21 protein-coding genes are annotated in these 26738 nt (G+C 73.3%); 11 read left to right on the top strand and 10 right to left on the bottom strand.

The annotated features are described in order from the left end of the window. Positions 1-26 precede the first annotated feature (26 nt). The 3 genes from IEY98_RS16750 (at position 27) to IEY98_RS16740 (ending at position 4129) form a co-directional block, all read left to right on the top strand. Positions 27-626 (top strand): TetR/AcrR family transcriptional regulator, encoded by a 600-nt coding sequence (locus IEY98_RS16750; protein ID WP_189211334.1) that lies wholly within the window; start codon positions 27-29, stop codon positions 624-626. 30 nt (positions 627-656) lie between these two features. Beyond that, positions 657-2900 carry an ATP-binding protein gene (locus IEY98_RS16745; RefSeq protein WP_189211333.1) on the top strand — a complete coding sequence of 748 codons (2244 nt, stop codon included), beginning with the start codon at positions 657-659 and terminating at the stop codon, positions 2898-2900. A 74-nt stretch (positions 2901-2974) separates the two neighbouring features. Beyond that, entirely contained in the window at positions 2975-4129 is a 1155-nt protein-coding gene (locus IEY98_RS16740) for an AI-2E family transporter (protein ID WP_189211332.1), read from the top strand. Here the strand turns inward: IEY98_RS16740 and IEY98_RS16735 are convergent. After that, a complete protein-coding gene (locus tag IEY98_RS16735; RefSeq protein ID WP_373292413.1) occupies positions 4109-5569 on the bottom strand; it encodes an MFS transporter in 1461 nt (486 codons plus the stop codon). The two genes, IEY98_RS16740 and IEY98_RS16735, sit on opposite strands and share 21 nt — an antisense overlap. Positions 5570-5634: 65 nt before the next feature. Between IEY98_RS16735 and IEY98_RS16730 the strand changes: the two genes are divergently transcribed. The 4 genes from IEY98_RS16730 to IEY98_RS16715 all read left to right on the top strand — a co-directional run bounded on the left by IEY98_RS16730 (position 5635) and on the right by IEY98_RS16715 (position 12359). Beyond that, positions 5635-8697, top strand: coding sequence for an AfsR/SARP family transcriptional regulator (locus IEY98_RS16730; protein ID WP_189211330.1), 3063 nt, complete (start codon positions 5635-5637; stop codon positions 8695-8697). A 251-nt stretch (positions 8698-8948) separates the two neighbouring features. Next, a complete protein-coding gene (locus tag IEY98_RS16725) occupies positions 8949-10169 on the top strand; it encodes an amidohydrolase family protein (RefSeq protein ID WP_229786972.1) in 1221 nt (406 codons plus the stop codon). A 951-nt stretch (positions 10170-11120) separates the two neighbouring features. Next, positions 11121-11588: an SRPBCC family protein gene (locus IEY98_RS16720; protein ID WP_308425892.1), complete on the top strand. Its 468-nt coding sequence runs from the start codon at positions 11121-11123 to the stop codon at positions 11586-11588. Positions 11589-11597: 9 nt separating this feature from the next. Further along, positions 11598-12359 (top strand): SDR family NAD(P)-dependent oxidoreductase, encoded by a 762-nt coding sequence (locus IEY98_RS16715; RefSeq protein WP_229786971.1) that lies wholly within the window; start codon positions 11598-11600, stop codon positions 12357-12359. A 33-nt stretch (positions 12360-12392) separates the two neighbouring features. On the opposite strand, the gene IEY98_RS16710 is transcribed toward IEY98_RS16715, so the two are convergent. Together IEY98_RS16710 and IEY98_RS16705 are read right to left on the bottom strand one after the other, a co-directional pair. Next, positions 12393-13973, bottom strand: a complete 1581-nt coding sequence (locus tag IEY98_RS16710) for a phytoene desaturase family protein (protein ID WP_189211328.1) — start codon at positions 13971-13973, stop codon at positions 12393-12395. 6 nt (positions 13974-13979) lie between these two features. Next, positions 13980-14450, bottom strand: coding sequence for a YflT domain-containing protein (locus IEY98_RS16705; RefSeq protein WP_189211327.1), 471 nt, complete (start codon positions 14448-14450; stop codon positions 13980-13982). Between the two features lie 195 nt (positions 14451-14645). Between IEY98_RS16705 and IEY98_RS16700 the strand changes: the two genes are divergently transcribed. The 3 genes from IEY98_RS16700 to IEY98_RS16690 all read left to right on the top strand — a co-directional run bounded on the left by IEY98_RS16700 (position 14646) and on the right by IEY98_RS16690 (position 19148). Continuing rightward, the gene (locus IEY98_RS16700) at positions 14646-15593 is read left to right on the top strand and encodes a LysR family transcriptional regulator (protein ID WP_189211326.1); all 948 of its coding nucleotides are present in this window, start codon (positions 14646-14648) and stop codon (positions 15591-15593) included. Positions 15594-15630: 37 nt separating this feature from the next. Continuing rightward, positions 15631-18690, top strand: coding sequence for an ATP-binding protein (locus tag IEY98_RS16695; protein WP_189211325.1), 3060 nt, complete (start codon positions 15631-15633; stop codon positions 18688-18690). Positions 18691-18791: 101 nt separating this feature from the next. Continuing rightward, positions 18792-19148, top strand: a complete 357-nt coding sequence (locus IEY98_RS16690; protein WP_189211324.1) for an STAS domain-containing protein — start codon at positions 18792-18794, stop codon at positions 19146-19148. A gap of 7 nt (positions 19149-19155) precedes the next feature. Here IEY98_RS16690 and IEY98_RS16685 read toward each other — a convergent pair whose 3' ends face one another. From IEY98_RS16685 to IEY98_RS16660, 6 genes are all read right to left on the bottom strand, one after another. Continuing rightward, a complete protein-coding gene (locus IEY98_RS16685; RefSeq protein ID WP_189211323.1) occupies positions 19156-20190 on the bottom strand; it encodes a winged helix DNA-binding domain-containing protein in 1035 nt (344 codons plus the stop codon). Between the two features lie 31 nt (positions 20191-20221). After that, the gene (locus IEY98_RS16680; RefSeq protein ID WP_189211322.1) at positions 20222-20983 is read right to left on the bottom strand and encodes a hypothetical protein; all 762 of its coding nucleotides are present in this window, start codon (positions 20981-20983) and stop codon (positions 20222-20224) included. 97 nt (positions 20984-21080) lie between these two features. After that, entirely contained in the window at positions 21081-21854 is a 774-nt protein-coding gene (locus tag IEY98_RS16675; RefSeq protein ID WP_189211895.1) for a hypothetical protein, read from the bottom strand. Positions 21855-21941: 87 nt separating this feature from the next. Next, a complete protein-coding gene (locus tag IEY98_RS16670; RefSeq protein ID WP_189211321.1) occupies positions 21942-22586 on the bottom strand; it encodes a response regulator transcription factor in 645 nt (214 codons plus the stop codon). Next, on the bottom strand, positions 22577-23707 hold the full coding sequence (locus tag IEY98_RS16665) for a sensor histidine kinase (protein WP_189211849.1): 1131 nt from the start codon (positions 23705-23707) through the stop codon (positions 22577-22579). The genes IEY98_RS16670 and IEY98_RS16665 overlap by 10 nt, the downstream gene beginning before the upstream one ends. 738 nt (positions 23708-24445) lie before the next feature. Beyond that, positions 24446-25129, bottom strand: a complete 684-nt coding sequence (locus tag IEY98_RS16660) for a DedA family protein (protein ID WP_189211848.1) — start codon at positions 25127-25129, stop codon at positions 24446-24448. A gap of 124 nt (positions 25130-25253) precedes the next feature. On the opposite strand from IEY98_RS16660, the gene IEY98_RS16655 reads away from it, so the two are divergent. Continuing rightward, positions 25254-25967, top strand: a complete 714-nt coding sequence (locus IEY98_RS16655; RefSeq protein WP_189211320.1) for a class I SAM-dependent methyltransferase — start codon at positions 25254-25256, stop codon at positions 25965-25967. Here the strand turns inward: IEY98_RS16655 and IEY98_RS16650 are convergent. Further along, positions 25941-26663, bottom strand: coding sequence for a thioesterase II family protein (locus tag IEY98_RS16650; protein ID WP_189211319.1), 723 nt, complete (start codon positions 26661-26663; stop codon positions 25941-25943). The genes IEY98_RS16655 and IEY98_RS16650 overlap by 27 nt on opposite strands. Positions 26664-26738: the final 75 nt, after the last annotated feature.

Raw genomic sequence — 26738 nt, 5'->3', positions numbered from 1 at the left:
CCCGCGACCCGATAGCATCGGAGCCGATGGCACCCAGAAAAGCCGCGGTCCTGCGCCACGACGAGCGGAGTCTGCGCGAGCACCTGATCGCCACGGCCGAGCGGATGATCGCCGCCCAGGGCGCGGCCGGGCTCACCGTCCGGGCGATCGCCCGGGAGGCGGGCGTCGCCGATGGTGTCCTCTACAACCATTTCGCCGACAAGGAGGAACTCCTCGCCGCCGCCCTGCGCGCGCACGTCGACAGCGTCGAGCGGAACCTGCCCGCGCTGCCGGAGCCGGGTACGGGCACCGTCGAGGAGAACCTGCGCGCGCACCTGGACCACGGCCTCGCGCTGCACCGGGCGATCCTGCCCGCGTTCACCGGCCTGATCGGCACGCCCGCCGTCCTCGCCCGCTTCGCCGGACTCGGCGACCAGGACGGGGACTGGCGGAGCAGGCTCGTGGCCTACCTGCGCGCCGAGCGCGAGCTGGGCAGGCTGCCCGGACCCGCCACAGTGGACGCCGCGGCCGCGCTGCTGGTCGGCCTCTGCCACGAGGTGGTTCTGTCCACTATGTTCCCGCACGCCGCCGCGTCCGAGGTGTCCCCGGACGCGGTCGTCACCGCGATACTGCACGGGATCGCCTGATACCTTCGCCGACAGGGAGGTGGGCCCGGCGTGGCGACGGCAGGCGGCGGGGTGAAGGCGGAGCGCACCAGCTACGTCGGCCGGGCGCGGGAGATCGCGCAGGCCAGGCGGCTGCTCAACAGGGGCAGGCTGGTGACGCTGACCGGACCCGGGGGAGTGGGCAAGACCCGGCTGGCGCTGCGGGTCGCGCGGTCGGCCCGGTACGCCGACGGCACGGTGTTCGTCGAGCTGGCCGACCTGCGCGATCCGGCCCTGGTGGCGGGCGCGGTCGCGGGCGCGCTCGGGCTGCGCGCGCTGTCGGGCAGGCCCGGGTTGTCGCTGGTCGTCGACCACCTTGCCGACCGCGAGGTCCTGCTGCTGCTGGACAACTGCGAGCACGTGTTGGACGCGTGCGCCGAGCTGGCGGTCGCGGTGCTGGCGGGCTGCCCCCGGGTCGGCGTCCTGGCCACGAGCAGGCAGTCGCTCGGCGCGGAAGGCGAACACGTCCTGTCCGTCCCGCCGCTGTCGGTCCCCGAGGACGTCGACGGCGCTGACGAGAACGAGTCCGTGCGGCTGTTCGCCGACCGCGCCCGGGCCGTCGCGCCCGACTTCGAGGTCACCGACGACAACCGCGCCGACGTCGTCGCCCTGGTCCGGCGGCTGGAGGGCGTGCCGCTGGCCATCGAGCTGGCCGCCGCCCGCGTCCGCGCGCTGACCCCCGCGCAGATCGTCGCCCGGCTCGACCTGCGCATCCTCAGCCGCGACGCGGGCCCGCAGCGGCAGCGGTCCCTGCGGGCCACCATCGACTGGAGCCACGACCTCTGCACCGAGCCCGAACGGCTGGTCTGGCGCAGGGCGTCGGTGTTCAGCGGCTCCTTCGACCTGGAGGCCGCGGAGGCGGTGTGCGGCGGCGACGGGGTCGACCGGGCGGACGTGCTCGATCTCGTGGACGGGTTGCTGGACAAGTCAGTCCTCATTCGTGAAGACCATTCGGGTCTGTTGCGCTACCGGATGCTGGAGACGCTGCGCCAGTACGGTCACGAGAAGCTGGGCGCCGACGCCGACCGGGTGGCCCGCCGTCACCGGGACTGGTACGACCACCTGACGGCGTGCTTCGCCGATCGCTGGCTCACCGCCGAGCAGCTGGCCTGGCTGGACCGGCTGCCCCGCGAGCTGACCAACATCTGGGTGGCGCTGGAGTTCTGCGTCCGCACGCCCGGCGAGGCCGCGGTGGCGGTGCGGATGCTGGACCGCATCCGGCCGTACTGGTCGGTCTTCGGGCACATGAACGAGGTCCGCCACTACGCCTGCCAGGCAGCGGCCCAGCTGACCGAGGACTCCCGCGAGTACCGCGTGGCCGTCTGGATCGAGGGCTTCCTCGCCGCGCTGCGCGGCGACGCCGAACTCGCCGCGAAGGGCCTGTTCCGGGCGGCGGAGCTGGCGACGGCCGCAGCCGACGACGAGCTGAGCGCGGACGTGGCGTTCAGCGCGGGCATGGGGATGTTCCTGGCCGACCACACCGCCCAGGCGATCCCCCTGCTGGAACAGGCGCTCGTGGGATACCGGGCGGCGGGCTTCCCCGAGGGCCTCATCAACGCCCTGTGCTTCGGCGGCTTCGCCCACGGCTACAACGGCGACTACGCCGCCGCCCGCGCGCTGCTGGACGAGTGCGTGGCGATGAGCGAGGACGCCGGGGAGATCTACTTCCGCAGCTGGGCGATGTGCGCCCTGGGCTACATCCACCTGGAGGCGGACGACCTCGCCGAGGCGGAGCGGTACGGCAGGCTCGCCGTGCGCCACGGCTCGACCACCGAGGCGTGGTTCATCGTGGCCGCCTCGATCCACATGCTCGCCTGGACCGCGGCCCGCGGCCGGATGTTCGACCGCGCGGTGACCCTGTTCGGCGCGGCGGACGTGATCTGGGCGTCCATCGACCTGCAGGCCCGCTCGTTCCCGATCTGGGTCGCGCGCCTCGACCGGCACGAGGCGCTGACCAAGGAGGCGCTGGGCGCCACGGCCTACGACCGCACGTACTCCCGGGGCCGGGCGATGTCCGTCGCCGCCGCCGTGGACTACGCGCTGGGCAAGCACCGCCCGCCCCCGGAGATCGTCGGCCTGACCCGGCGGGAGCAGGAGATCGCCGAGCTGGTCGCCGAGGGCTTGACGAACCGCGAGATCGCCGAGCGGCTGTCGATCGCCAGGCGGACCGCGGAGACCCACGTCGGGCACATCCTGACGAAGCTGAACCTGGCCAACCGCGCGCAGCTGGCCGTCTGGGTGACGAGCAGGCGCTGACGCACCGTCCACAGTGGCGATCGGCGTGATCGGCCCGGCTCTGGCAGCATGATCTCCCGAGGAGGTGCTGGTCCATGACCGACCCCGACCGCGCGCGCGTCATCGGCCACGGTGTCGCCTGGATGGCCCGGTGGAGCCTGCGGCTGGTCCTCATCGCCGCGGGCGCGATCCTCGTCTGGATGCTCGTCGCCCGGCTGTGGGTGGCGGTCTTCCCGGTGCTGCTCGCCCTGGTCATCGCCACCGTCCTGTGGCCGCCGGTGCGGTGGCTGCGGGCCAGGGGCGTGAACCCGGGCCTGGCCGCCTCGATCGTCCTGCTCGCGGGCCTGGCCGTCCTCGGCGGGTTCATCACGCTGATCGCGATCACCATCGCCTCCGGCGTACCGCAGATCGCCGAGAGCGCGGGCCAGGCGATCCAGAACCTGCGCGACTGGATGGCCGGGCCGCCGCTCAACCTCGCCGACAGCGAGCTGGACCGCATGATCCAGCAGGGGGTGCAGCAGCTCCAGTCGAGCTTCGGCTCCATCGCCAACAGCCTGATCACCGGCGTCGGGACGGTGACGTCCGGCGTCGTCACCGGGGTGCTGGCGATCATCCTGGCGTTCCTGTTCGTCAAGGACGGGCCGCGGTTCATCCCGTGGCTGCGCGGCGTCGTCGGCGAGCGCGCTGGCGGCCACCTCGCCGCGGTGCTCGACCGGATCTGGGAGACCCTGGGCAGCTTCATCCGCACGCAGGCCGTGGTCAGCCTCATCGACGCGGTCTTCATCGGGCTCGGGCTGGTGATCCTCGGCGTCCCGCTGGCCGTCCCGCTGGCCGCGCTCACCTTCCTCGGCGGCTTCGTCCCGATCGTCGGGGCGTTCGTCGCCGGGGCGCTGGCCGTGCTGGTCGCGCTGGTCAGCAACGGGCTCACGGCCGCGCTCATCGCGCTGGGCATCGTGATCGGCGTGCAGCAGCTGGAGGGCAACGTGCTGCAGCCGATCCTGCAGTCGCGGAGCCTGCGGCTGCACGCCGCCGTCGTCCTGCTCGCGGTCACCGTGGGCGGGAGCGTGTTCGGCATCGCGGGCGCGTTCCTCGCCGTCCCGGTCGCGGCCGCGCTCGCGGTGGTGCTGCGGTACATCGGCGAGCAGATCGACGACCGCAGCGCCGAGCCGGGACCGCCTGCCGAGCCGGGACCCTCGGCCAAGCCCGGACCGCCTGCCGAGCCCGGACCGTCAGCCGACCCGGTCCCGTAGCGCGACCAGCGCCACGGCCGCGACGGCCGCGAGCAGGGCGGCCGACACCCACGCGATCGTGACCAGACCCGCGGTGAACGCCTCGCCCGCCATCCGCAGGAGCGCGTCGCCCTCGGCCGCGGGCAGCGCCTCGGCGGCGGCGACCGCCTCCGCCAGGGTGTCGGAGCCGCCCGACCCGGCGCGGTAGACGGCGGTGCCGATGCTGCCCAGGGTCGCGATGCCGATCGACACCCCCAGCTCGGTGCTGGTCTCGCTCAGCGCGGACGCCGCGCCCGCCTTGGCCGGGTCCGCCGAGCCCACGACCAGGTCGGTGCCCAGCGCGAACACCGGGCCGATGCCCGAGTAGGCCACCACGAACCCGACGACCACCGTCGTGAGCCCGTCTGCGGCGGTCAGCACCACGAACCCGGCCGAGGACACCACGAGCGCGACGGCCACGACCCGGCCCGCCCCGAACCGCCGGGCCAGCAGCGGCGCGGCCATGGACGCCATGACCAGGACCGTCGCCGCGGGCAGCAGCCACAGGCCCGCCATCAGCGGCGAGAGGCCGACCACCAGTTGCAGGTACTGCGTGATGAACAGGTAGGCGCCGCTGATGGTCGCGGTGGCCACGAGCAGGATCACCAGCGCGGCCCGCACCGCCCGGGCGCCGAACAGGCCCAGGTCCAGCAGCGGGTCGGCCAGGCGGCGCTGCCTGCGCACGAACAGCGCCCCCATGACGAGCCCGACCACGATCGCCGGGACGGCGACCACCGGGTCGGCCAGCTCCTTGATGCCGAAGGTGATCGGCAGCATCGCGGCCAGGGACAGCGCCACGCTGGCCAGGTCCGGCCTGCCCGCGGCGCGGTCGCGGAACTCCGGCAGCAGCACCGGGCCCGCGACCAGCAGCAGGAGCATGATCGGCACGCCGAGCAGGAACACCGAGCCCCACCAGAACGCCGCGAGCAGCGCGCCGCCGACGATCGGGCCGATAGCCACGCCGACGGAGAACATGGTCGCCCAGATGCCGATCGCCACCCCGCGCTGGCCGGGGTCGCGGAACATGTTGCTGATCAGCGCCAGCGTCGAGGGCATGAGCGTCGCGCCCGCGACACCCAGCGCCGTGCGGGCGGCGATCAGCAGCTCGGGGCTGGTCGCGTAGGCCGCGAGCACCGACGCGACGCCGAAGGCCGCCGCCCCGATCAGCAGCAGCCGCCGTCGGCCCACGCGGTCGCCGAGGGTCCCCATGGTGACCAGGAACCCGGCGATCATGAAGCCGTAGATGTCCACGATCCACAGCAGCTGCGACCCGGACGGGCGCAGGTCGGCGCTCAGGTGCGGCACGGCGAGGTGCAGCACGGTGATGTCCAGGGCGAGCAGCAGGGTCGGCAGGGCGAGCACGGCCAGGCCCAGCCACTGGCGCGGGCCCGCCCGCAGTTCGGTCGTCGTCACGGCCGCGATGCTGGACCGCCGCGCGCACGGTCCGCGCACGAACGGCTGTCGGTCGCCGTCGCTACGGTGGGGGCATGCGTTTCGGGGTGCTCGGCCCGCTGGCCGTCTGGACCGCCGACGGGCGAGCGGTGCGGGTCCCCGAGGCGAAGGTGCGCGCGCTGCTCGGCGCCCTGGTGGCGCGCGCGGGCGAGGCCGTCTCCGTCGACCGGCTCGTCGAGGACCTGTGGGGCGACGCGCCGCCGGGCAACCCGGCCAACTCGCTGCAGACCAAGGTGTCGCAGCTGCGCCGCGCGCTGGAGCTGGCCGAGCCGGGCGCGCGCGACCTGCTGACCTACGAACCGGCGGGCTACCGCCTGAGGGTCGACGACCTCGACGCGACCCGCTTCACCGAGCTGGTGGCGCGCGCAGGGGCGGTCGCCGACCCCGGCGAGAAGGCCGCCCTGCTGTCCGACGCCCTGGCGCTGTGGCGCGGCCCCGCGTTCGCCGACGTCGCCGACGCCGACTTCGCCCGCGCCCCGGTCACCCGGCTCACCGAGGCGCGGCTCAGCGCGCTGGAGGACCACGCGCTGGCCAGGCTGGACCTCGGCGAGCACACCGCGCTGGCCGACGACCTCGCCGAGCTGATCGACCAGCACCCGCTGCGGGAGCGGCTGCGCGCGGCGCACCTGCGCGCGCTCTACCGCTCCGGCAGGCAGGGCGAGGCCCTCGACAGCTACGAGGACCTGCGCAAACGGCTCGCCGACGAGCTGGGCGCCGACCCGGGGCCCGAGCTGGTCGCCGTGCACCGGGCCATCCTGAACCACGACCCGGCCCTGGCCCCCGCGCCCCGGCCGAGGACCAACCTGCCCGCGCCCGTCGGCGAGCTGATCGGCCGCGACGCCGACGTGGACGCCGTGCGCGCCGCGCTGACCAGGGACAGGCTGGTCACGCTCACCGGACCGGGCGGCGTGGGCAAGACCCGCCTCGCGCTCGCCGTCGCGCACGAGCTGTCGTATCCCGACGGCGTGTGGCTGGTGGAGCTGGCCGCGATCCGGCCGTCGCCGGACGCCGCGTCGCCCGCGCCCGCCGAGGCGATCGCCGCTGCGCTCGGGATGCGCGACGAGGGCGGGCGGGCGCGCGAGCCGGTCGAGCACTTGACGGAGGCGCTGCGCGGCCGGGAGCTGCTGCTGGTGCTCGACAACTGCGAGCACGTCGTGGAGTCGGTGGCCAAGCTGGCGTCGGTGCTGCTGCGCGAGGTGCCCGGCCTGCGCGTGCTCGCCACGAGCCGGGAGCCGCTGGCCATCTCCGGAGAGCTGGCCTACGCCGTCGCGCCGCTGTCGGTCGACGACGACGCGGTGCGGCTGTTCCTCGCCCGGTCCGGGCTCACGCTCGACGAGGACAACGCCGCCGCCGTCGCCGCGATCTGCCGGGGCCTCGACGGCATCCCGCTGGCCTTGGAGCTGGCAGCGGCCCGGGTGCGCGCGTTCGGCGTGCACGGCCTGGCCCGCCGCCTGGGCGACCGGTTCCACCTGCTCGGCGGCGGGGGCCGCGACGCCCCGGCCCGCCAGCGCACGCTGCGCGCGGCCATCGACTGGAGCTGGGACCTGCTCACCGACACCGAGCGCACGGTGCTGCGGCGCATCGCGTGGCACGCCGACGGCTGCACCGCCGACAGCGCGGCGGCCGTCACCGGCATGCCGGACGCGCTCGACGTGATCGTGCGGCTGGTCGACCGCTCCTTCCTGGTCGTGGTCGACGACCCGGACGGCACCCGGTACCGCCTGCTGGAGTCCGTCGCGGCGTACGGGCTGGAGCGCCTGCGCGCCGCGGGCGAGGCGGACGAGGTGGCCGCCCGGTACTCGGCGTACTTCACCGAGCTGGCCGAGACCGCCGAGGTGTGCGGCCGCGAGCAGCGTGCCTGGCTGCTGCGGCTGGAGGCCGAGTCCGCCAACCTGGCCCGCGCCTTCGACGACGCCGTCGAGCGCGGCGACGCCGACACCGCCCTGCGCCTGGTCGACGCGCTGGCCTGGTCGTGGTTCCTGCGCGGCAGGCACCGCGTGGCCCACCGCTTCCTCGATGCCGCCCTGGCCGTGCCCGGCGGGTCCGCGCTCGCCCGCGCCCGCGTCCGCGCCTGGCTGACGGGGTTCGCGGTGCTGCTCGAGGCCGACCGCGACGTCCGGCAGGCGCTCGACGCCCTCGACTCGCCGGACGACCGCGCGCAGATGGCGCTGTTCCTGTCGTATGTGCACGTGCTCCTCGGCGACGCGGCGACCGGGGCCGCGCTGCTGGACGGGGTGGAGCCGGACGACGACTGGAACCGCGCCCTCCTGCTGGCCGCGCGGGCCTCCGTCGCCCTGCTCCGCAGCGACCTTCCGGCAGCCGAGCGCGACGCGCTGGCCGCGCACGAGCTGTTCGCCGCCCACGGCGACGGCTGGGGCAGGCTGCGGGCGCTGGAGAGCCTGGCAGTGCTCGCCCAGATCCGCGGCGACTACCCGACCGCCGCCCGACTGCACCGGGAATCCACGCGGATCGCCGAGGACCTGCGGCTGTGGAACGACGTCGCGTACCACCTGTCCGGCCAGGGCCGGGTCGCCATGCTGACCGGCGACCACGCCACCGCCGTGGAGTTCCACCACCGCGCGATGCGGCTGGCCGTCGAGCAGTCCGACACCTTCGGCGAGGAGTGCGCCGAGGTCGGCCTCGCCCTCGTCGCCCGCAGGACCGGCCGCCTCGACGACGCCGAGCGCCACCTGCTGCGCTGGCTGGACTGGAACCGCTCGCTCGGCTCCGCCTACGGCCTGTCCCTGCTGGAGACCGAACTCGGCTTCGTCGCCGAGCTCCGCGGCGACCCGGCGGGGGCCGCGAAGTGGCACCGCGCCGCGCTCGCCTCCGCGCGCGAGACGGGCGATCCGCGCTCGGTGGCGTTCGCCGTGGAGGGGCTGGCGGGCGCGTGCTCGATCGACGGGGAGCCGGTCCGCGCCGCGCGCCTGCTCGGCGCGGCCGCGGCGCTGCGGGAGTCGGTCGACGCGCCGCTGCCCTCGGGCGAACGCGCCGACGTCGACCGGATCGAGGCCCGCCTGCGCTCGGCGCTGGGCGACCGGTTCGCCGTGGAGTACACCCGGGCGGGTGACGTGGACGAGCTGACGGCGGTGGGATGAGAGTTATCCACAGGCGCTCGTGAGACCGGCGCCCGGTCGGTCTCGACGCGATACCCTCGAAGGGAGACCTTGGGGGGTAATGACATGCGGCGTTTTCGTGCGCTGAATCTGTTCGTGGTGACGTGCGCGCTGTTGCTCGGCGTCACCGTGCTGGTGGGCGGGCCCGCGGGCTCCGGCGGCGGCCGGGTGGTGATCCGCGATGCCGCCCTCGTGCTCACCATGGACCCGGCCGTGGTTCGGGACCGCTGGGGATGCTGGAGAACGCCGACGTCGTGCTGGCGGGGTCGCGGATCGAGGCGGTCGGGGTCGACCTGGCGGTCGAGCGCGGGGCGCGGGTCGTCGACGGGCGGGGGCGGATCGTCCTGCCCGGGTTCGTCGACCTGCACACGCACGCCTGGCAGTCGCTGATCCGGGGCTGCGCCACCGATCAGGAGCTCAACGGGTGGCTCGCCGAGTGTGTGCTGCCGCTCTACGGCGCGCCCATCACCGGGGCCGACGCGTACGCCGGGGCCAGACTGTCCACCTTGGACTCGATCAGCGCGGGCATCACGACGATGACCGACTGGTCGCACGCGTTCAACGCCGACTTCGCCTTCGGCAACCTGCGCGCGCTCGACGAGTCCGGGATGCGGTACGTCTACGTGTACGGCGCCAACGCCGACCCGGCGACGCTGGAGGAGATCCGGCGGGTCAAGCGCGAGGTCATCGACAAGGACCCGTTGGCGTCCCTGCAGATCGGCTCGCACCCGACGACCGAGAACTACCCGAACCTCGCCGCCTCCGAGCAACTGGCCCGCGAGCTGGGCGTCCCGCTGAACATCCACCTGCACGAGTCCAAGGCCGACCCGGCCACCGGCCAGCTGGAGGCGTTGCGGCGGGCGGGCGCGCTGCGGCCGGGGCTGATCGCCAACCACGCCATCCACCTCACCGACGCCGAACTCGACGAGCTGGCGGCGGCCGGGGTCCGGGTCGCCCACAACCCGCTGTCCAACATGCGGTTGGCGTCCGGCGTCATCCGCCTGCCGGACATGGAGGCCCGCGGCATCGCGGTCGGGCTCGGCCTCGACGGCGGCACCAACGACACCACCGACATGTTCAACGTCATGCGCACCGCCGTTGGCCTCCAGCGCGCCACCGCCGCCGACCCGACCCGCTACCCCCGCCCCGAGGACGCCCTCCGCATGGCCACACTCGGCGGCGCGGAAGCACTGGGCCTGGCCGACGAGATCGGCTCACTGACGCCGGGCAAGCGAGCGGACCTGCTGGTCGTCGACCCCCAGATGCTCAACTTCGCCCCCCGCGGCGACTGGATCAGCCAGTTGGTCTTCAACGGCCAACCCACCAACGTCAAATGGGTCTTCGTCAACGGCATCGCCCTCAAGCGCAACGGCACCCTCACCGCCGACACCCACCAAGTCATCGAAAACGCCCAACACGCCGCCGACCACGTACAGGAGCTACTCGACCGCTGACCCCACCCACCGCCCGACACCCCGCTCACCGCCCGGACACATCCGCCCGCCGCCCGAACACCCCGCCCACCGTCCGGACACCCGTCCGCCGCCCGAACACCCACCCACCGCCCGAACACACCTGCCCACCGCCCGAACCCCCGCCGCAGCGTGCCCCCGGCTGACGGCCGCTGACCGGCCGAGCACCCTGGTCGCCGCCGCCACTACGGCCACCCGCCGGTTCGCACAGCGCCCACCCCCGGGCCGCGGACCCAGGTGGCGCTGGTCGGCGCCGTCACTCCGGCCAGCCGCCGGTTCGTGATGGCGCCCAGCCCGCCGCCAACCAGCTGCGGGAGCTGCTCGACTCGCTGCCCCACAGGCCGCCCGGGCACCCCACTGCGGCGGCGTGCCTGGGCGCCCGACACGACCATGCCGCTACCCGCGATCACGCGGGCACCGTTCTCCACCGCAGCCAGTTCAGGCGCGGCCAGTTCGGGCACGGGGCCGGGTCGAGCAGCGCCGGGCCGAACCGGCTGGCTGGCCTGGGCGCGTCGTCGCTGTAGGCAACCCGGGCTGGCGTCGGAGGTAATCGCCTGCCCACGGGCGGCCGTCACGGTAACGAACCCCCACGGCCCATCGCCCCACCAACCACGACCCCCATCGACCACGACCCCCATCGACCGGGATCCCTGCCGGCTGCGTCCCTGCTTGCCGTGATCCCTACCGGCTGCGTCCCCTGCTGGCCGCGATCCCCGCCGGCTGCGTCCCCTGCTGGCTGCGTTCTCTGCCGACCACGTCCCCCTGCTGGCCGCGATCCCCGCCAGCCACACCTCACCAGCCTCGACCCCGCGTCTTGCCCACAGCCCTCGACGTGATCCGTCTCGCCGCGTCCACGCCGGGGCTACGTCCACGCCCCCAGCCGGGACTGAGCTTGTGGCATCACCTCGGCACCCGCCTCGACCTGGTGGGTGTATGCGGGCCCGTGCGGGGTACCCCGCCGCCATGGCGGCTGTGAGCAAGGAAATTCCGGTGCCCATCGACCGCGTCTGGGCCGTGTTGGCCGATGGCTGGACCTACGCGAGCTGGGTTGTGGGCGCCTCCCACATCCGGCGGGTGGACTCGACCTGGCCCGCGGAGGGGTCGGGTATCCACCACAGCGTGGGTCTCTGGCCGCTGGTCATCAACGACGTCACCCGGGTTCGCGCGGTCCGGCCCGGGGAGATGGTGGAGCTGGACGCGCGGTTGTGGCCGGTCGGCGCGGCCACCGTGCGGCTGGAGTTGTTTCCCACGGCCACGGGCACCCGCGTCGTGATGACCGAGAACGCGCGCAGCGGGCCCGCCGCCGCGCTGCCGGAGCGGGCGCAGGACCTCATGCTCGTGCCCAGGAACAAGGAATCGCTCGAGCGGCTGTGCGCCCTGGCCGCTCGCAAGACCGACTGAGGAGAAGCAATGCCCCTGGCCATGGTGACCGGCGCGTCCTCCGGGATCGGCCTGGAACTCTCCCGGGAGTTCGCCGAGCACGGCTTCGACGTCGTGATGGTCGCCGAGGAGGCGGCCATCCACACCGCGGCGGCCGAGATCGGCCCCAAGGCGCGGCCGCTGCAACTCGACCTGACCGACCCGGCCGCGGTGGAGGAGCTGATCGACCAGGTCGGCATCCCGGACGCCGTGGCCATCAACGCGGGCACCGGCGTCGGCGGCGCGTTCGTGCACGAGACGACCCTGGAGGACCAGCTCGCCACGGTCGACCTCAACATCCGTTCCGCCGTGCACCTGGCCAAACGCGTCCTCCCCGGCATGGTCGACCGCAAGAGCGGCCGGGTCATGATCACCTCCTCCATCGCCTCGGCCATGCCCGGCCCGTACCAGGCGGTCTACAACGCCTCCAAGGCGTTCCTGCGCTCCTTCGCCCAAGGCGTGCGCCAAGAGCTGAAAGGCACCGGCGTCACGATCACCACCCTGATGCCCGGCCTCACCGAGACCCGGTTCTTCGAGCGCGCGGGCATGCTGGACACCAAGCTCGGCGCGACCTCCCTCAAGGGCTCGGCGACCACCGTCGCCCACGAGGGCTTCGAGGCGCTGATGAAGGGCCGCAGCAGCGTGATCCCCGGGACCATCATCAACCGCCTGCAGACCCTCGGCAGCCGCCTGCTCCCTGACCGGGTCCTGGCCGCGGTCCACGGCAAGCTCTCGAAGCCCGGCACCGCCTGACCCGAACCACGGCGGTGATGGCGACGGAAACCGCTAGTCCAACATCCGGTGCAGGCCGTGGATGAGGGCGCGGTAAGCCGGGCCGTACCAGCCGTTCGCGGCGAGCGCGGCCCGGGCGGCGTTGGCGCCCGCCGCGCCGTGGACGCCGCCGCCGGGATGGGCGGACGCGCCTGCCAGGTAGAGCCCGTCGATGACCGTGTCCGCCCGGCCCAGGCCCGGGGTGGGGCGGAAGACCAACTGCTGGTGGATGCTCGCCGTCCCCGCGTTGATCGCGCCGTCGACCAGCGACTGGTTGCCGCGCTGCAGGTCCGCCGGTCCCGCGACCGTGCGGCCGATGACGAGGTCGGCGAAGCCGGGGGCGTGGCGGTCGATGATCGCCTCGACCTCCGCCGCCCACGCGGCGAGTCGGGGGCGGGTCCACTCGCCGCCCCGGGGAACGTGCGTGTAGAGCCAGGCGGACTCGGTGCCCGCGGGGGAGCGGGTGGGGTCGGCCGTGGTCATCTGGCCCAGCAGCAGGAACGGCTGCTCCGGGACACGGCCGCGGGCGAGGTCCGCGTTCACCGAGATGAACCCGTCGAGGTCGACGCCCAGGTGCACGGTCCCAGCCCGGCCCGCATCCCCGGCCTTCCACGGGATGGGCCCGGACAGCGCCCAGTCGATCTTGATCGTCGCGTCGTCCCAGTCGAACCGGCTCAGGTCGTCGCGGAGCCGGGTGGGCAGCCGGTTCGCCCCGACCAGGTCGAGGTACAGGGTGGGCGCGGGGACATCGGCCAGCACAGCCCGGGTCGCACGCACCGGCTCGCCCGCGATGACCCCGAGCGCGCGCCCGCCGCGCACGACCACCTCGGTCACCGGCCTGCCGCACTCGACTCGTCCGCCCCGAGCGCGCAGCCGCGAGACCAGGGCGTCGGTGATGGCGCTCGCCCCGCCCTCGGGCACCGGGAACCCCACGTCCTGGCCCAGCATGCCGAGCAGCCACCCGAACAGCGCGCTGCCCGCCGCCGTCGGGCCCAGGTCGGTGTGCAGCGCGTTGCCCGCGAGCAGCGCCCGCGCGCCCTCGCCTGCGAACCGCTCCTCGCCGAAGCGCCGCACCGGCTGCGTCGCCACCCTGGCCGCCCGCAGCGCGGCGCCGAGGCCGTTCCGGCGCACCAGCCGGACCCCTGCTCGGACCGGGGGGAACGGGCGCAGCAGCGCGGCCAGCAGGTCGTCGCGGATCTCCCGGAACACCGCGTACTCCCGGCGCCACGCGTCCCCGTCGCCCGGGGCGAAGCGCGACAGCGACTCGGCGGTCACGTCGACGTCCCGCGACAGCAGCGCCACCCGGTCGTCCGGGAACACGTGCGCGAGCACCTCGGGCGCGTGCCGCCAGCGCAGCCCGTGCTCCTCCAGCCGCAGGTCGGCGAGGACGGGCGAGGCGACGCCGAGGGGGTAGAAGGCGCTGTAGAGGTCGTGCCGGAAGCCGGGGACCGTGAGTTCCGCGGTGCGCACGGCGCCGCCGGGGGTGTCCTGGCCCTCCAGGACCAGGACGTCCCACCCGGCGTCGGCCAGCACGTTCGCCGCGACCAGCCCGTTGGGGCCGCTGCCGATCACCACGGCGTCATGGGGTGAGCCCATAGGGGGTTACCGGCGCATGCCCGCCAGCAGTTGGCCGGCCTGCTCGGCATAAGGCGCGTCGACGAGGACGTCGTAGCTGTCCGCCCGCATGCCCGACACCGACGAGAAGTCGCGGTTGCCGCCGCCCATCGCGTGCGTGAGCAGGCCGAAGACGCCGCCGAGGATCGCTCCCAGGATGGCGCCGTACAGGGCGAGCAGCAGTCCGGAGATCAGCGGGTTGATCCAGTTGAACATGCCGAACAGCCACCCGAACACCGCACCCAGCACCGCGCCGGAGATGGCGGACTGCCCCGCCGACTTCCACAGCGTCAGCCTGCCGGTGACCTGCTCGAACGTGCTGAGGCCCCGGCCGACGATGGCCGCGTGCTCGACCGGGAAGCGCTGGTCGGACAGGTGGTCGACGGCGCGCTCGGCCTCGGCGTAGCTGGCGTACGAACCCACGACGAGCTGGGCTTTCTCGGATTGGAACTGCGTCACGGCCACTCCTTTGTCGTAGTCCGTCACGCGATGAGTGCCCCGGCCGGGTCAGGCTCAATCACCCGGCCGGGAAGATTCATCCGGCCGTGCGTGGGTACGCGCCACCGGTCCTTTGAGGACTTATCGAGAATCTCGATCGTCGAGAGGGTGGGCAAATTGATCAACAACCCTTGCCCCCGTGCGTAGCATGAGCGCGTGGAACTCGAGGTGCGGCACCTCCGGGCGCTGGTGACGGTCGCCGACGAGGGCAGCATCACCAAGGCCGCTGCCGTGCTCGGCCTCGCCCAGCCGTCGCTGACCGCGCAGGTGCAGCGCATCGAGCGCGCCATCGGCGAGAAGGTCTTCGAGCGCGGCCGCACGGGCGTGGTGACCACGTCGTTCGGCCGGGGCCTGCTGGCCAGGGCCCGCGCGGTGCTCCGCGAGATGGACGACCTGATGGTCATCTCCACCCGCTCGACGCGGCGGGAGATCGTCCTCGGCGATGTCGGCCTGCTGCTGTCGGAGATCGTGCCCCGGCTGGAGGAGGTGTTCGCCGCCGACCGCGGCTACACCGTCCGCGCCCACATCGACACCGCCCCGGACGCGCTGGTCACGATGCTGCGCGCGGGCAGCCTGGACGCCGCGCTCATCAGCGACGTGATCGGCTTCGAGAGCGTCGAGGTGCACAACCTCCGCATGGAGACGGTCGTCCCGCTGGAACCGGCCTTCGTCGCCCTGTGGGACCGCCACCCGCTCGCCGACCGGGAGGCCATCGACCTCGCCGACCTCGCGGGCGAGTCGTGGATCGTCAACCCGCACGACAACCCCGGCTGGCTGGCAGCGCTCCGCTCCGCCTGCCGCGAGCTGGGGTTCGAGCCGCGCATCGGCTACCAGTCCACCCACAACGCCGGCGCGCGCGAGTTCGTCGGCACCGGCAAGTGCGTCGCCATCGCCGACCCGCTGTCGGTGGAGAACCGGGGCGTCGTCTTCCGCCCGCTGGTCGGCGACCCGGTGCGCGGACGCATCGATCTGGCCTGGACCGACCAGTGCCCGGTCCCGGTGCAGATCCTGCGCCGCGTGGTCGTCGACGCCTACCGGACGATGGTCGACCGCATCCCCGCGTACCGGAACTGGTGGTCACGACGGGGGATGGTCCCCGCTTGATGAGCGATCGCGGTCCCCCGTGGTCGAGAATGCGGACATGAAGGCAGCCGGGTGGGCAGCGGGTGTGCTCGACGCGGGCGGCGAGATGGGCGCGCTCGTCGGCGCGTTCGACTGGGCGGCGACCCCGCTCGGGCCCATGGACGACTGGCCGCAGAGCCTGCGCACCGCCGTCAGCGTCTGCCTGACCTCCCGGTTCCCCATCCTGCTCTGGTGGGGCCCGGAGCTGGTCATGATCTACAACGACGCCTACCGGCCGATCCTCGGCGCCTCCAAGCACCCGGTCGCGCTCGGCGCGCCCGGCCGGGCGATCTGGCCGGAGATCTGGGACGTCATCGGCCCCATGCTGCGCGGGGTCATGGCGGGCGAGGGCGCTACCTGGTCCGACGACCAGCTCCTGCTGCTCGACCGCAACGGCTTTCTGGAGGAGTGCTACTTCACCTTCTCCTACAGCCCCATAGTCGACGAGTCGGGCGCGACCGGCGGGGTGTTCTGCGCGGTCACCGAGACCACCGAGAAGCTGGTCGGCGCCCGCAGGCTGGCCACGCTCGGCAGGCTCGCGGCCGGTCTGGTGGACACCGTCAGCCCGGAGCAGGCGTGCGCGCGGGCGGTGGACGTGCTCACCGCCAACCGCGACGACGTGCCGTTCGCCGAGGTCAGGCTGGGCGGCGAGCGGATCAGGGCGGGCGAGGCGCGCGACACCGACGGCCTCGACGTCGCCGTCGGGCGGCACGGCCGGACCGTCGCGCCCGGGTACTACGCCGCCCCGGTGATCGAGCCGGGGGCGACCGAGCCCACCGCCGTGCTGGTCTTCGGGGTGAGCGACCGCAGACCCTTCGACGACGGCTACCGCTCGTTCCTCGACCTCAGCGCCGGGCACCTGGCCACGGCCATCAGCGGCGCCCGCGCCTACGTCGCCCAGCAGCGCCGCGCCCAGGCCCTCGCCGAGCTCGACACGGCCAAGACCACGTTCTTCTCCAACATCAGCCACGAGCTGCGCACCCCGCTCACCCTGATCCTCGGCCCGGTCGCCGACGCGCTCGACGAGCCGCTGCCCGAGCGCCAGCGCAGCAGGCTCGAACTGATCGCGCGCAGCGCCGGACGGCTGCGCAAGCTGGTCAACGGGATGCTCGACTTCGCCAGGATCGAGGCGGGCAGGCTGGTCCCCGAGCCCGCTCCGGTCGACCTCGCCCGCGCCACGACCGCCCTGGCCCACGTCTTCGCCCCCGCGGTCGAGCGGGCCGGGCTCACCCTGGTCGTCGACGCGCCCCGGCTGCCCCGGCTGTCCTACCTGGACCGCGAGATGTGGGACCGGGTCGTGCTCAACCTGTTGTCCAACGCGGTCAAGTACACCCTGGACGGCGAGATCCGCGTCGAGCTCCGCGACGTCGGCGACGCCGCGGAGCTGCGGGTGCGCGACACCGGGGTCGGCATCCCCGCCGACGAGGTGCCCCGGCTGTTCGAGCGGTTCCACCGCGTGCGCGGCGTCGAGGGCCGCACGCACGAGGGCAGCGGCATCGGCCTGGCGATGGTGGCCGAACTGCTGCGCCTGCTCGACGGGACCGTCGAGGTCGAGTCCACCGTGGGCGAGGGGACGACGTTCACCGTCCGCGTGCCGTACGGGCGGCCGAGCGCGGGCGTGTCCGGCGCCCGGCCCGGCGGGCACGCCGAGGTCGTCACGCCGTACGTGGAGGAGGCGCTGTCGTGGACGGCGCCGCTGGACCGCCAGGACGGGCACCGCTTCTCCGACCGGCCCCGGCTGCTGGTCGCCGAGGACAACCGCGACCTGCGCGACTACCTGCGCGACCTGCTCGAACCGCACTACGCCGTCGAGGACGTCGCCGACGGCGCGGAGGCGCTGGTCCGGCTGCGCGCGCAGCGGCCGGACATGGTGCTCGCCGACGTGATGATGCCGCGGCTGGACGGCTTCGGCCTGCTCGCCGCCGTCCGCGCCGACCCGGACCTGCGCGACCTGCCGGTGGTACTGCTCTCCGCGCGTGCCGGGGAGGAGGCCGCCGCGGAGGGCTTCGCCGCGGGCGCGGACGACTACCTGGTCAAGCCGTTCTCCCCGGTGGACCTGCGCACCCGGCTGCGGGCCAACCTCGACCGCGCCGCCGCCCGCTCCCGCGACGCGGCGTGGCGCGCGGCGATCGTGCACGGCCTGCACGACGGCGTGGCCATCGCGACCGGCTCCGGCGTGGTGATCGAGGTCAACGAGGCGTTCGGCCGCATCACCGGCTACGGCCCGGAGGGCCTGCCCTACACCCAGCCCTACCCGTGGCTGCCCAGGCCGGACGCCGACCCGGCCGAGTGGGCGCTCATCGAGGACGCCGCGCTCGTCGTCCATGACGACCCGGCGGGCCAGGTGGAGCTGCCCCTGCGCCACCGCGACGGCCACACCGTGTGGGTCGCCCTCGCCTGGAGCGCCGTCAAGGCGGGCGACGGCGATACCCTGGTCGTGGGCACCGTCCGCGACATCACCCGCGAGCGCGGCCTGCGTGAGCGCCGCACGGCCGCGGCGGAACTGGCCGCGGTGCTCGCCGCCGCGCCCGGTCCGGCCGAACTGCTCGCGGCCACCATCCACGGCTTCGCCGACGTCTTCGGCGGGACGGTGCTCGTCATCCCGCCGACCCGCCAATGGCCGCCCGACACCGTGGTCACCGGCGAGGGCACGACCGGATGGACGGCGCTGCCCGAGGCGGTGCGCGACGGGCTGACCGCCGCCCGCGGCGGCGACCGGACCGACCCGCCGCCCGGCCTGCTGCTCACCGCGGCCGACCACACCGTCTGGGTCCACTTCCCGGCGCCCCGACCGGTCGGCGCTGACGAACTGCTGCTGGCCCACCTGCTCGCCGACGTCCTGGCCACCGGCATCGACCGCGCGGCCCGCGAGGCCAGCCGGGCGAACACCGAGGAGAACCTGCGCGCGGCGATCGACAGCCACCGGTTCATCGGCCAGGCCGTGGGCATCCTGATGGAGCGGCACCGGCTCACCGCGGCGGCCGCGTTCGAGCGCCTCCGCGCCGCGTCGCAGCGCCGCAACATCAAGCTGCGCGACATCGCCGACCACGTCATCGCCACCGGCGAGGAGGTCTCCTGACGGGTGAGCCTGTTGCCGCTGCCATAGGGCGGGGCCATACTGGCCCGTGGGGGAAGGTCTAACAGCGGGCCTGCACGGACGTCGACGTGAGGGACGCTCTCATGGGAAACGTCAGTAGGTCATGCGTCGCCAGCACGATCGCCGTGGACGTGCTGGGCACGCCGGACCAGCCGCGCGTCCTGGTCACCGGCGACGTCGACGCCCTGACCGTCATCGAACTCGTCGAGGCCCTGGCCGACGCCCTGCGGGCCCGGCCTGCGGCGCTCTGCGTCGACCTGCGGTCCGCGAGCTTCTTCGGCGCGGCCGGGCTGAGCGCGCTGCTCTCGGCCAGGGAGACCGCGTGCGGACAGGACACCCGGTGGCGGGTGCTGATAGCCGACCACTCGATCGTCTGGCGCGTCGTCGACGTGACCGGCTTGGCGGGCGAGCTGAACGCGGTGGTCGCCGACCCCTTCTGAGTGAATCTCAGGTGATGCTCACCCGTCCGTCCGCCTCGGCGAACTCCAGCAGCCGCGCGCCCTCGGCGAGCACGTCGTCGCGCTGCGCCGGGGTCAGCGGGCGGAACACCTCGACGTCGAGCCCGGTCTCGCCGATCCGCCAGATGCCGTGGACGAAGCCGTCCACCAGCAGCGTCGGCTTCCCGCCGATGATGATGCCGCGCCGGTAGTCCTCGTCGGAGATCACGCGGGTGCGGTCGCGGTGGGCCAGCAGCAGGTTGTCGAACTCCGGCAGGAACCGCACCGGCGCGGGCGTGTCGGGGTCCGGCAGCGGCCCGTCGGGGATGTCGAGCAGTTCGCGGCCCGTGTCGTCCACCAGGACGCGCAGGTCGAGGTCGCGGACGACCGCGCGGAGCCGGGTCAGGCCCGACCACGCCTGGATGTCGGCGACCGTCGCGGGCCCGAACGCGGCGAGGTAGCGCGACACCAGGTCGATCGGCTCCTCCGAGGACGGCGGCGCGAGCCCCCACACCGCCCGCCCGCTCTGACCCCACACCGCGCGCGGCGGGAGCTGGACGAGCGAGACCAGGAACGGGACCGCCGTGCCCAGCGACTCCGCGTCCAGCGACGGCCACCGCGCGCCGAGCAGGTCGCACAGCTCCCGTCGGGTGCGCGGCTTCTCCGCCAGGACCTCCGTGGCGGCGGCGACCAATTCGGCGGGGTCCAGGTCGGTGACCGCGGACTTGAACGGCGACGACGCCAGCCGCCGGAACAGCATCGACCGCACCAGCGGCTGGATGCGGCCGTGGTCGGCGGCGCTGACCAGGTGGATCGTCGCCCGGTAGAGGTGCGACCGCAGCACGGCGCCCGACGAGACCAGGTCGGCCAGCTCGCCTGCCTTGAAGTCGCGCAGCCGCGACCACAGGCCGAAGTACGGCGAGAACGGCTCCTGCGCCTGCATCCCCACCAGGTGCTCCACCGCGGCCAGCGCCGAGATGTCGGACCGCTCCAGCAGCAGCTGGCGGTGCAGGGTGGCGCGGTTGAGCGCGCGCGTGGTCAGCATGCGGCGAGCGTAGGGCGCACTGCGGACAGGTTCAGTCCGGAAGGAACTGCACGCGCACCGAGTCGTCGTTCGGCACGACGATCGTCCGCCTGCCCGCGCCCTCCCAGTCGGGCGGCACGAGGAAGAGCCGTCCGCCCGCCTCGGTGAGCAGCCGCAGACCCTGGCAGCGCACGGTGAACGAGCCGCCGTCGTCGAGCGCGAATTGGTCGACCCCGGCGAGGTCCTCCGGCAGGTAGAGCCGCTGGGTCAGGTCCAGCACGACCATCGGGCGGGTGTGCAGCTCGGCGGCGGCCTCCGCGGCCCGGCCCCGGCCGTAGGCGCCCGCGAAGACGTTGGTCGCCCAGAACAGCCCGATGACCGTCATCCCGGCCAGCCCGACCAGGATCAGCACCTCGTTGACACCACGCGTGTGCCTGCCGGGGGAGCGCAGCTCGCGCGCGATCCACAGGCCGTAGGCGACCAGGGGGAGACCGAGCCCGAGGCAGATGGGCGTCAGGCCGGGGAACTCGCGTTTGGACAGTTCCACCCACAGCAGACCCACCATGCCGCGCACGAACATCACCAGGCCCAGCAGTCCTGCCGCGACCGCGATGACGTACGGGACCGTGCGCCTACCCCGGTGCAGCAACACGATCACCGCCTGGTGCGCGGCCAGCGCCAGCAGCATGAGCACGAGCAGGAAGGCCAGCGGCGGGAACACCACCTCGGTGCCGAGCATCAGCACCTCGGTCGTGGACAGGTCCAGCACCGCGAGGTCGACGCCGAAGTGCTCGTAGCGGGCCAGGGTGGACACGTAGCCGAAGTAGAACAGCAGCGCCGAGGCCAGGGTCGTCGGGGTGGCGACGGCGGCGATGGTCTGCCAGCGGCCGAGCGCCTGCTCCGGGTCCGCCTCAGCCGGTCGCCGTGGGCTCAGCCGTGGTGACCTCGGTCGTCGTGGTCGTCTCGTCGGGGTCGGTCGTGGTCGGCTCCGTCGTCGGGCCCTCGCGGCAGGTTCGGCTGGGGGAGTCATAGTCGTCCTCCGGGCAGGGCGCCGCGGTCAGCTCGATCGTCTGTCCCCAGCTCACCGGCACCGGGTCGGCGGCGGAGGGCCCGGCGGCGGCCACGTCCGGGTCGTCGCACGGGATCCCGCGTGCCGACGGACAGGACGCGGTGAACGTGACCGACAGCGCGCCCGTGCCCGCGCCGGTGGGCACCGCCTGGATCGCGCAGGTGTTCAGGTACCAGTCGGCCTGTGCGGGGAAGGTGTAGCCCGCGCAGTCGGCCTCGAACTCGCCCGCGCACGAGTCGGCGTCGGAGGCGAAGGCGAACGGGCCGCCGAGCGAGACGGACACCGAGACCGCCACCGAGGGGACCTCGGCGGGCGACTCGCCGATCCGGAAAACCTTGCACTGCGGACGGAACTCGCCGTCGAGGTCGGTGAAGAACTCGGGCCAGTCGGCGTTGTCGGTCCGGCCGTCGAGCCGCGGCCCGCCGACCAGGATCGTGCGCTCGTCGGGGCCGCTCCCGCCGCCGCGCCCGGTCTCCGTGGGCTCCTCGGTGTCCACGGCGCCGAACGACGTCGGCTCGGCCCGCCTCGTGTCCTCGGGTTTGCCCACCCCGGCCGTCGAGCCGCAGGCCACGGCGAGCAGAACCACCGGTATCCACGCCAGGTGTCGGGTTCCCATCGGTCACCCCCGATGCGCTGTTCCTCTACCCGAACCATCGCGGGGGGTGTCAAGAGCATGACGGACGTTCACCCGATCAGATGAGAACTAGTCCCGCAGGTACCGCACGATCGCCAGCACCCGACGGCTGTACGCGGCGGTGTGCACCAGGCCGAGCTTGTCGAAGATGGCGTTGATGTGCTTCTCCACCGAGCTGCGCGACAACGCCATGGCGTCGGCGATCCCGGTGTTGCTGTGCCCCTGCGCCATCTTCTCCAGCACGTCCCGCTCCCGGTCGGTGAGCCGCGACAGCGGGTCGGTGTGGCTGGTGCGGGCGAGGAGGCGGCGCACCACCTCCGGGTCGAACGCGGCGCCGCCCGCGTGCACCCGGTCGAGCGCGGACAGGAACTCGCCGACGTCCATCACCCGGTCCTTGAGCAGGTAGCCGACCCGCCCGGTCTCGTCGCTGATCAGGTCGGCGGCGTAGCGCTTCTCCACGTACTGCGACAGCACCAGCACGGCGGTCTCCGGCCACCGCCGCCGGATCTCCAGGGCGGCGCGCAGGCCGTCGTCGGTGTGGGTGGGCGGCATCCGGACATCGGTGACGACGACGTCCGGGCGGTGGCGCTCGGCCTCGACCAGGAGCGCGGCGGCGTCCCCGACGGCGGCGACCACGTCGTGGCCCTCGTCGGCCAGCAGCCGCACCAGCCCTTCCCGCAGCAACGTCGAGTCCTCGGCGACGACTATGCGCACGGCAACCTCGCGGTGATCACGGTCGGCCCCGCGGGCGGGCTGTCCACAGTGAACACGCCATCCACGGCCGCGACCCGCCGGGCGAGCCCGGACAGCCCGCCGCCGCGCGGATCGGCGCCTCCGACCCCGTCGTCCGTCACCCGGACGACGATGGCGGACCCGACCCGCTCCACCGCCAGGTCGATGCGGCTCGCGCCGGAGTGCTTCACCGCGTTCGTCACCGCCTCGGAGGCGACGAAGTAGGCGGGCACCTCGACGGCGCTGGGGTACCGCTCGGTGAGCGTGTACCGCAGGTGCACCGGGATCACCGCCATCTCGGCCAGCGACTCCAACGCCACCCGCAACCCATCGGTGTCCAACGCGATCGGGTACACCCGCCAGGTCACCTCGCGCAGGTCGGTCAGCGCCCGCCCGGCCTCGTCGTGCGCCTGCCGCACCAACTCCGCCGCCCGCCCGGAGTCGTCGGTGCGCCGCGCCCGCCCGAGCAACATCCCCAACGCCACGATCCGCTGCTGCACCCCGTCATGCAGATCCCGCTCGATCCGCCTGCGCTCGGCGTCGATCGCCTCGACCACCTCGGCCCGGCTCACGGTCAACTCCGACACCCGCCGCTGCAGCCGCTCCTGCACCGTCGGCCCGAGGAAGTGCCGAGCCAACCGCCGATCCAACTCGACGACCCCCAACATCCCCTGAATGGTGACGAACGCCAGCAGCCCCCCGAAGAGGACGTACGTCACCGGGTCATACCAACTCACCCCCTCCGGCGCGTCGAACTCGATGATGGACCCGCCTCTGGCCAACTGCACCAACATCAACACGGCGTTGACGGCGCCGAAGAGCATCAGCAGCAGCACCCCGAGCCCCAACCCGCCCACCAGCCACCGCACCCCGAGGTACCGCAAGGCCCGCTCGCCGCTGAACTCCCCGGTGAACGCCTGCCCGAAGAACCGGAGGATCCGCCCCCGCTCGAACTCCGCCAGCCCCCGCGCCACCCCGTACACCCACGGCCGCCCCCCGACCGCCATCCCGAGGAGAGCGAGGATCAGGAACACCACCTCACCGACCGCCGACACCCCGCCGACCGCCACCCCCACCACCAGACGCCCCGCCACCCGAACCATCTCACCCGACACCAGCGGCACCCATTCAGTCTAGTTCTCACCCCACGGCAGACCTGTCACTGCCGTGGTCCTGTCACCGCACCAGTTCTCCCGGCGCGCCGGTTCGGTCACTGCGTTGGTCCTCCCCTCCGCTGGTTCTGTCGCCGGGTGGGTACTGTCGCCGGACGGGTTCTGACGTCGGGTCGGTTCTGTCGCTGGGCAGGCTCGCCCGCTGGGCAGGCTCGCCCGCTGGGCAGGCTCGGCGGCTGGGCAGACTCGGCCGCTGGGATGGGTTTGTCACCGAGCTGGCTCTGCCGTCGGGCGGGTCCTGTCGCTGGCGGGTTTGTCGTCGGGCGGGTTCTGTCGCTGGGCTGGTTGTCACCGGACGGGTTTGTCGTTGGGCTGGTTCCGCCGCCGGGCTGGCTTGCCGCCGAGATGGTTCCGCCGTCGGGCTGGCTTTGCCGCCGGGCTGGTTTCGCCGTCGGGTGGGGTTTGTCGTTGGGCTGGTTCTGTCGCTGGCCGGGTTCTTCCGCGGCGCTGGTTCTGGCGCCCTGGGGACCCGGCGGGGCTGGCGCGTGCATGTCGCTGATTGGAGTTCCCTGCGTTCTGCGAGGTGAACGCGCCTGTGGAGTTGGAGGTGGTGCCGTTGCCGTTGCTGCCGTGATTCTGCCGCCGGGGCGGGGCCTCCTACGCCCGTGGTTCTTCCACTGCGCTGGGCGGGCTGCGTACCAAGGGCGGCGGGTAAGGGTGTGGAGTGGGTCAGCGGTCCAGGGGCTTGAGCACCTGGGTCGCCTCCGGGTCCCCGCGGCGGGAGCGGAGGCGGATGACCACGAACAGGGCGATCGCGATGCCCGCCCCGATCAGGACGACCTTCTGGAACAGGCCCGCGTAGTCGTCCACCACGTGCCAGTTGGCGCCGAGTAAGTAGCCTGCGGTCACGAATATTGTGTTCCAAATCAGGCTGCCCAGGGCCGTAAGGGCTAGGAATAAGGGGAAGCTCATTCGGGCCACGCCTGCCGGTAGCGAGATCAGGCTGCGGAACAGGGGGATCATCCGGCCGAAGAAGACCGCCTTCGTGCCGTGTTTGGTGAACCAGCGTTCGGTTCGGTCGAAGTCGGTTACCTTCAGCAGGGGGATCTTGGCCACCAGCGCTCTGGTGCGTTCGCGGCCTAGGAGTGCGCCTGCGAGGTACACCAGGATCGCTCCGACCACCGAACCCGCCGTGGTCCAGATCAGGGCCTCGGCCAGCGTGAACGTTCCGTTGCTGGCGGAGAAGCCCGCCAGCGGCAGGACCAGTTCGCTGGGGATCGGGGGGAAGAGGTTGTCCAGGCCGACGACGACGGCCGCACCCGCGCCGCCGAGGGTGTCCATCAGATCGACGGCCCACCCGGCCAGGCCGTCGAGGTTTTCCTGCGCCACTGCTTCCCCCAAATCAAAGGACATGCGAATGCTGACGAAAACCAGGTTAAGACCTCGATAGCGCGCCCACCACGAGGAGATCCATCCGCTTTCCTGCGGTTTACCGCAACCTCCCATTGAGGAAAACCTCAATCGGTATGCTCCGGAGATGGACCGAGACATCCGCGATAGCGACGACGTCCTGCGGCTGCTCGATCGGCTGTTCCCGGTGGACGCCGATCGCTGGACCGGAGGGGCGGGCAGCCAGTGGTGGGACGCGTTCTACGCCGACCGCGACCGTCCCGTCCCGTTCTTCGTGGACAAGCCCGACGAGAACCTCGTGGACTACCTCGACCGCGGCCTGATCGCCCCCGGCCGCGCCCTCGACATCGGGTGCGGGGCAGGCCGCAACTCCCGGTACCTCGCCGAGGCGGGATACGTCGTGGACGCGGTGGACCTCTCGCCCGCCGCCATCGCGTGGGCGCGGGAACACGCGGCCGTCGCGCGGATCACCTACCACCAGGGCGACGTCTTCGCGCTGCCCGTCACCGGACCCTACGACCTGGTCTACGACTCCGGCTGCTTCCACCACCTGCCGCCACACCGGCGGGTCAGTTACCTGGCGCTCCTCGACCGCGTCCTCGCCCCCGGCGGCCACTTCGGGCTCACCTGCTTCACCGAGGACGAGGGCTCAGCACTCTCCGACGCCGACTTCTACCTGCGCGGTGGGCTGGAGGGCGGGCTCGGCTACTCCCCGGAGTCCCTGCGGTGGATCTTCTCGCGGCTGACCGAGGTCGAGCTGCGCCGCATGCGCGAGGACACCGCCCACTTCGGCAAGGACTTCCTCTGGACGGCCCTATTCCGCCGAGACGAGCTCCCCTAGCCGCGCGCACAGCATCGACACCAGCTCCGCCTCATGCGCGGCCAGGTAGAAGTGCCCGCCCGACCACACCGTCAGGTCGAACTCCGCGGTGGTCAGCTCCGCCCACCCGCGCATGTCCGACACCGGGGCTTCCGGGTCGTCCTCGGCGGTGTGGGCGACGATGGGGACCGCGACCGGCGGCAGCGACCCGGGCTCGTACGTGCGGACGAGGTGGTAGTCGGCGCGGATGGCCGGGAGGATGAGGTCGCGCAGCTCCGGGTGGTCGAGCACCTCCGCGTTGGCCTCCCCGAGCCGCTTGACGTCGGCGATGATGGCGCTGTCGCCCTGGACGTCGCGGATGCGCAGCAGGTGGGGCGGGCGGCGGCCGGACACGGCCAGCAGGACGGGCGGGACCGGCAGCGCCCTGGTGACCTCGTGCGCCACGGACGCGCCCATGCTGTGTCCGAAGAGGACAAGCGGCAGGTCGGTCGGCAGCGCCGCCGTGACCGCCGCGACCAGCGGCTCCATCGTGTCGACACACGGCTCGGCGATCCGGTCCTGACGCCCCGGGTAGCGCACCGCCAGCACCTCGACGTCCGGCGGGACGTGCGCGCCCCAACCCCGGAAGGCCGCCGCCGTGCCGCCCGCATGCGGGAAACACACCAGCCGCGCCGCCGCCCGCCGCGGCCCGGTCACCTGCCGGAACCACTCACTCATACCGACCTCCGTCGCGCCGTCCGCAGCCACTCCGCGCCGCCCGGGTGCGGGAGGCGTGCCGCGCCTTCCCTGGCG

It is taken from the genome of Actinokineospora fastidiosa (assembly GCF_014648415.1).
In the GTDB taxonomy this organism is placed as follows: Bacteria; Actinomycetota; Actinomycetes; order Mycobacteriales; family Pseudonocardiaceae; genus Actinokineospora; species Actinokineospora fastidiosa.
This window is presented reverse-complemented; position numbering and strand designations above follow the sequence as displayed.

Coding starts and splice junctions, on each gene's coding strand:
- IEY98_RS16750 (WP_189211334.1), top strand. CDS start 27: ATGGCACCCAGAAAAGCCGCGGTCCTGCGCCACGACGAGCGGAGTCTG.
- IEY98_RS16740 (WP_189211332.1), top strand. CDS start 2,975: ATGACCGACCCCGACCGCGCGCGCGTCATCGGCCACGGTGTCGCCTGG.
- IEY98_RS16730 (WP_189211330.1), top strand. CDS start 5,635: ATGCGTTTCGGGGTGCTCGGCCCGCTGGCCGTCTGGACCGCCGACGGG.
- IEY98_RS16725 (WP_229786972.1), top strand. CDS start 8,949: ATGCTGGAGAACGCCGACGTCGTGCTGGCGGGGTCGCGGATCGAGGCG.
- IEY98_RS16720 (WP_308425892.1), top strand. CDS start 11,121: ATGCGGGCCCGTGCGGGGTACCCCGCCGCCATGGCGGCTGTGAGCAAG.
- IEY98_RS16715 (WP_229786971.1), top strand. CDS start 11,598: ATGCCCCTGGCCATGGTGACCGGCGCGTCCTCCGGGATCGGCCTGGAA.
- IEY98_RS16710 (WP_189211328.1), bottom strand. CDS start 13,973: ATGGGCTCACCCCATGACGCCGTGGTGATCGGCAGCGGCCCCAACGGG.
- IEY98_RS16695 (WP_189211325.1), top strand. CDS start 15,631: ATGAAGGCAGCCGGGTGGGCAGCGGGTGTGCTCGACGCGGGCGGCGAG.
- IEY98_RS16690 (WP_189211324.1), top strand. CDS start 18,792: ATGGGAAACGTCAGTAGGTCATGCGTCGCCAGCACGATCGCCGTGGAC.
- IEY98_RS16685 (WP_189211323.1), bottom strand. CDS start 20,190: ATGCTGACCACGCGCGCGCTCAACCGCGCCACCCTGCACCGCCAGCTG.
- IEY98_RS16675 (WP_189211895.1), bottom strand. CDS start 21,854: ATGGGAACCCGACACCTGGCGTGGATACCGGTGGTTCTGCTCGCCGTG.
- IEY98_RS16665 (WP_189211849.1), bottom strand. CDS start 23,707: ATGGTTCGGGTGGCGGGGCGTCTGGTGGTGGGGGTGGCGGTCGGCGGG.
- IEY98_RS16660 (WP_189211848.1), bottom strand. CDS start 25,129: ATGTCCTTTGATTTGGGGGAAGCAGTGGCGCAGGAAAACCTCGACGGC.
- IEY98_RS16655 (WP_189211320.1), top strand. CDS start 25,254: ATGGACCGAGACATCCGCGATAGCGACGACGTCCTGCGGCTGCTCGAT.
- IEY98_RS16650 (WP_189211319.1), bottom strand. CDS start 26,663: ATGAGTGAGTGGTTCCGGCAGGTGACCGGGCCGCGGCGGGCGGCGGCG.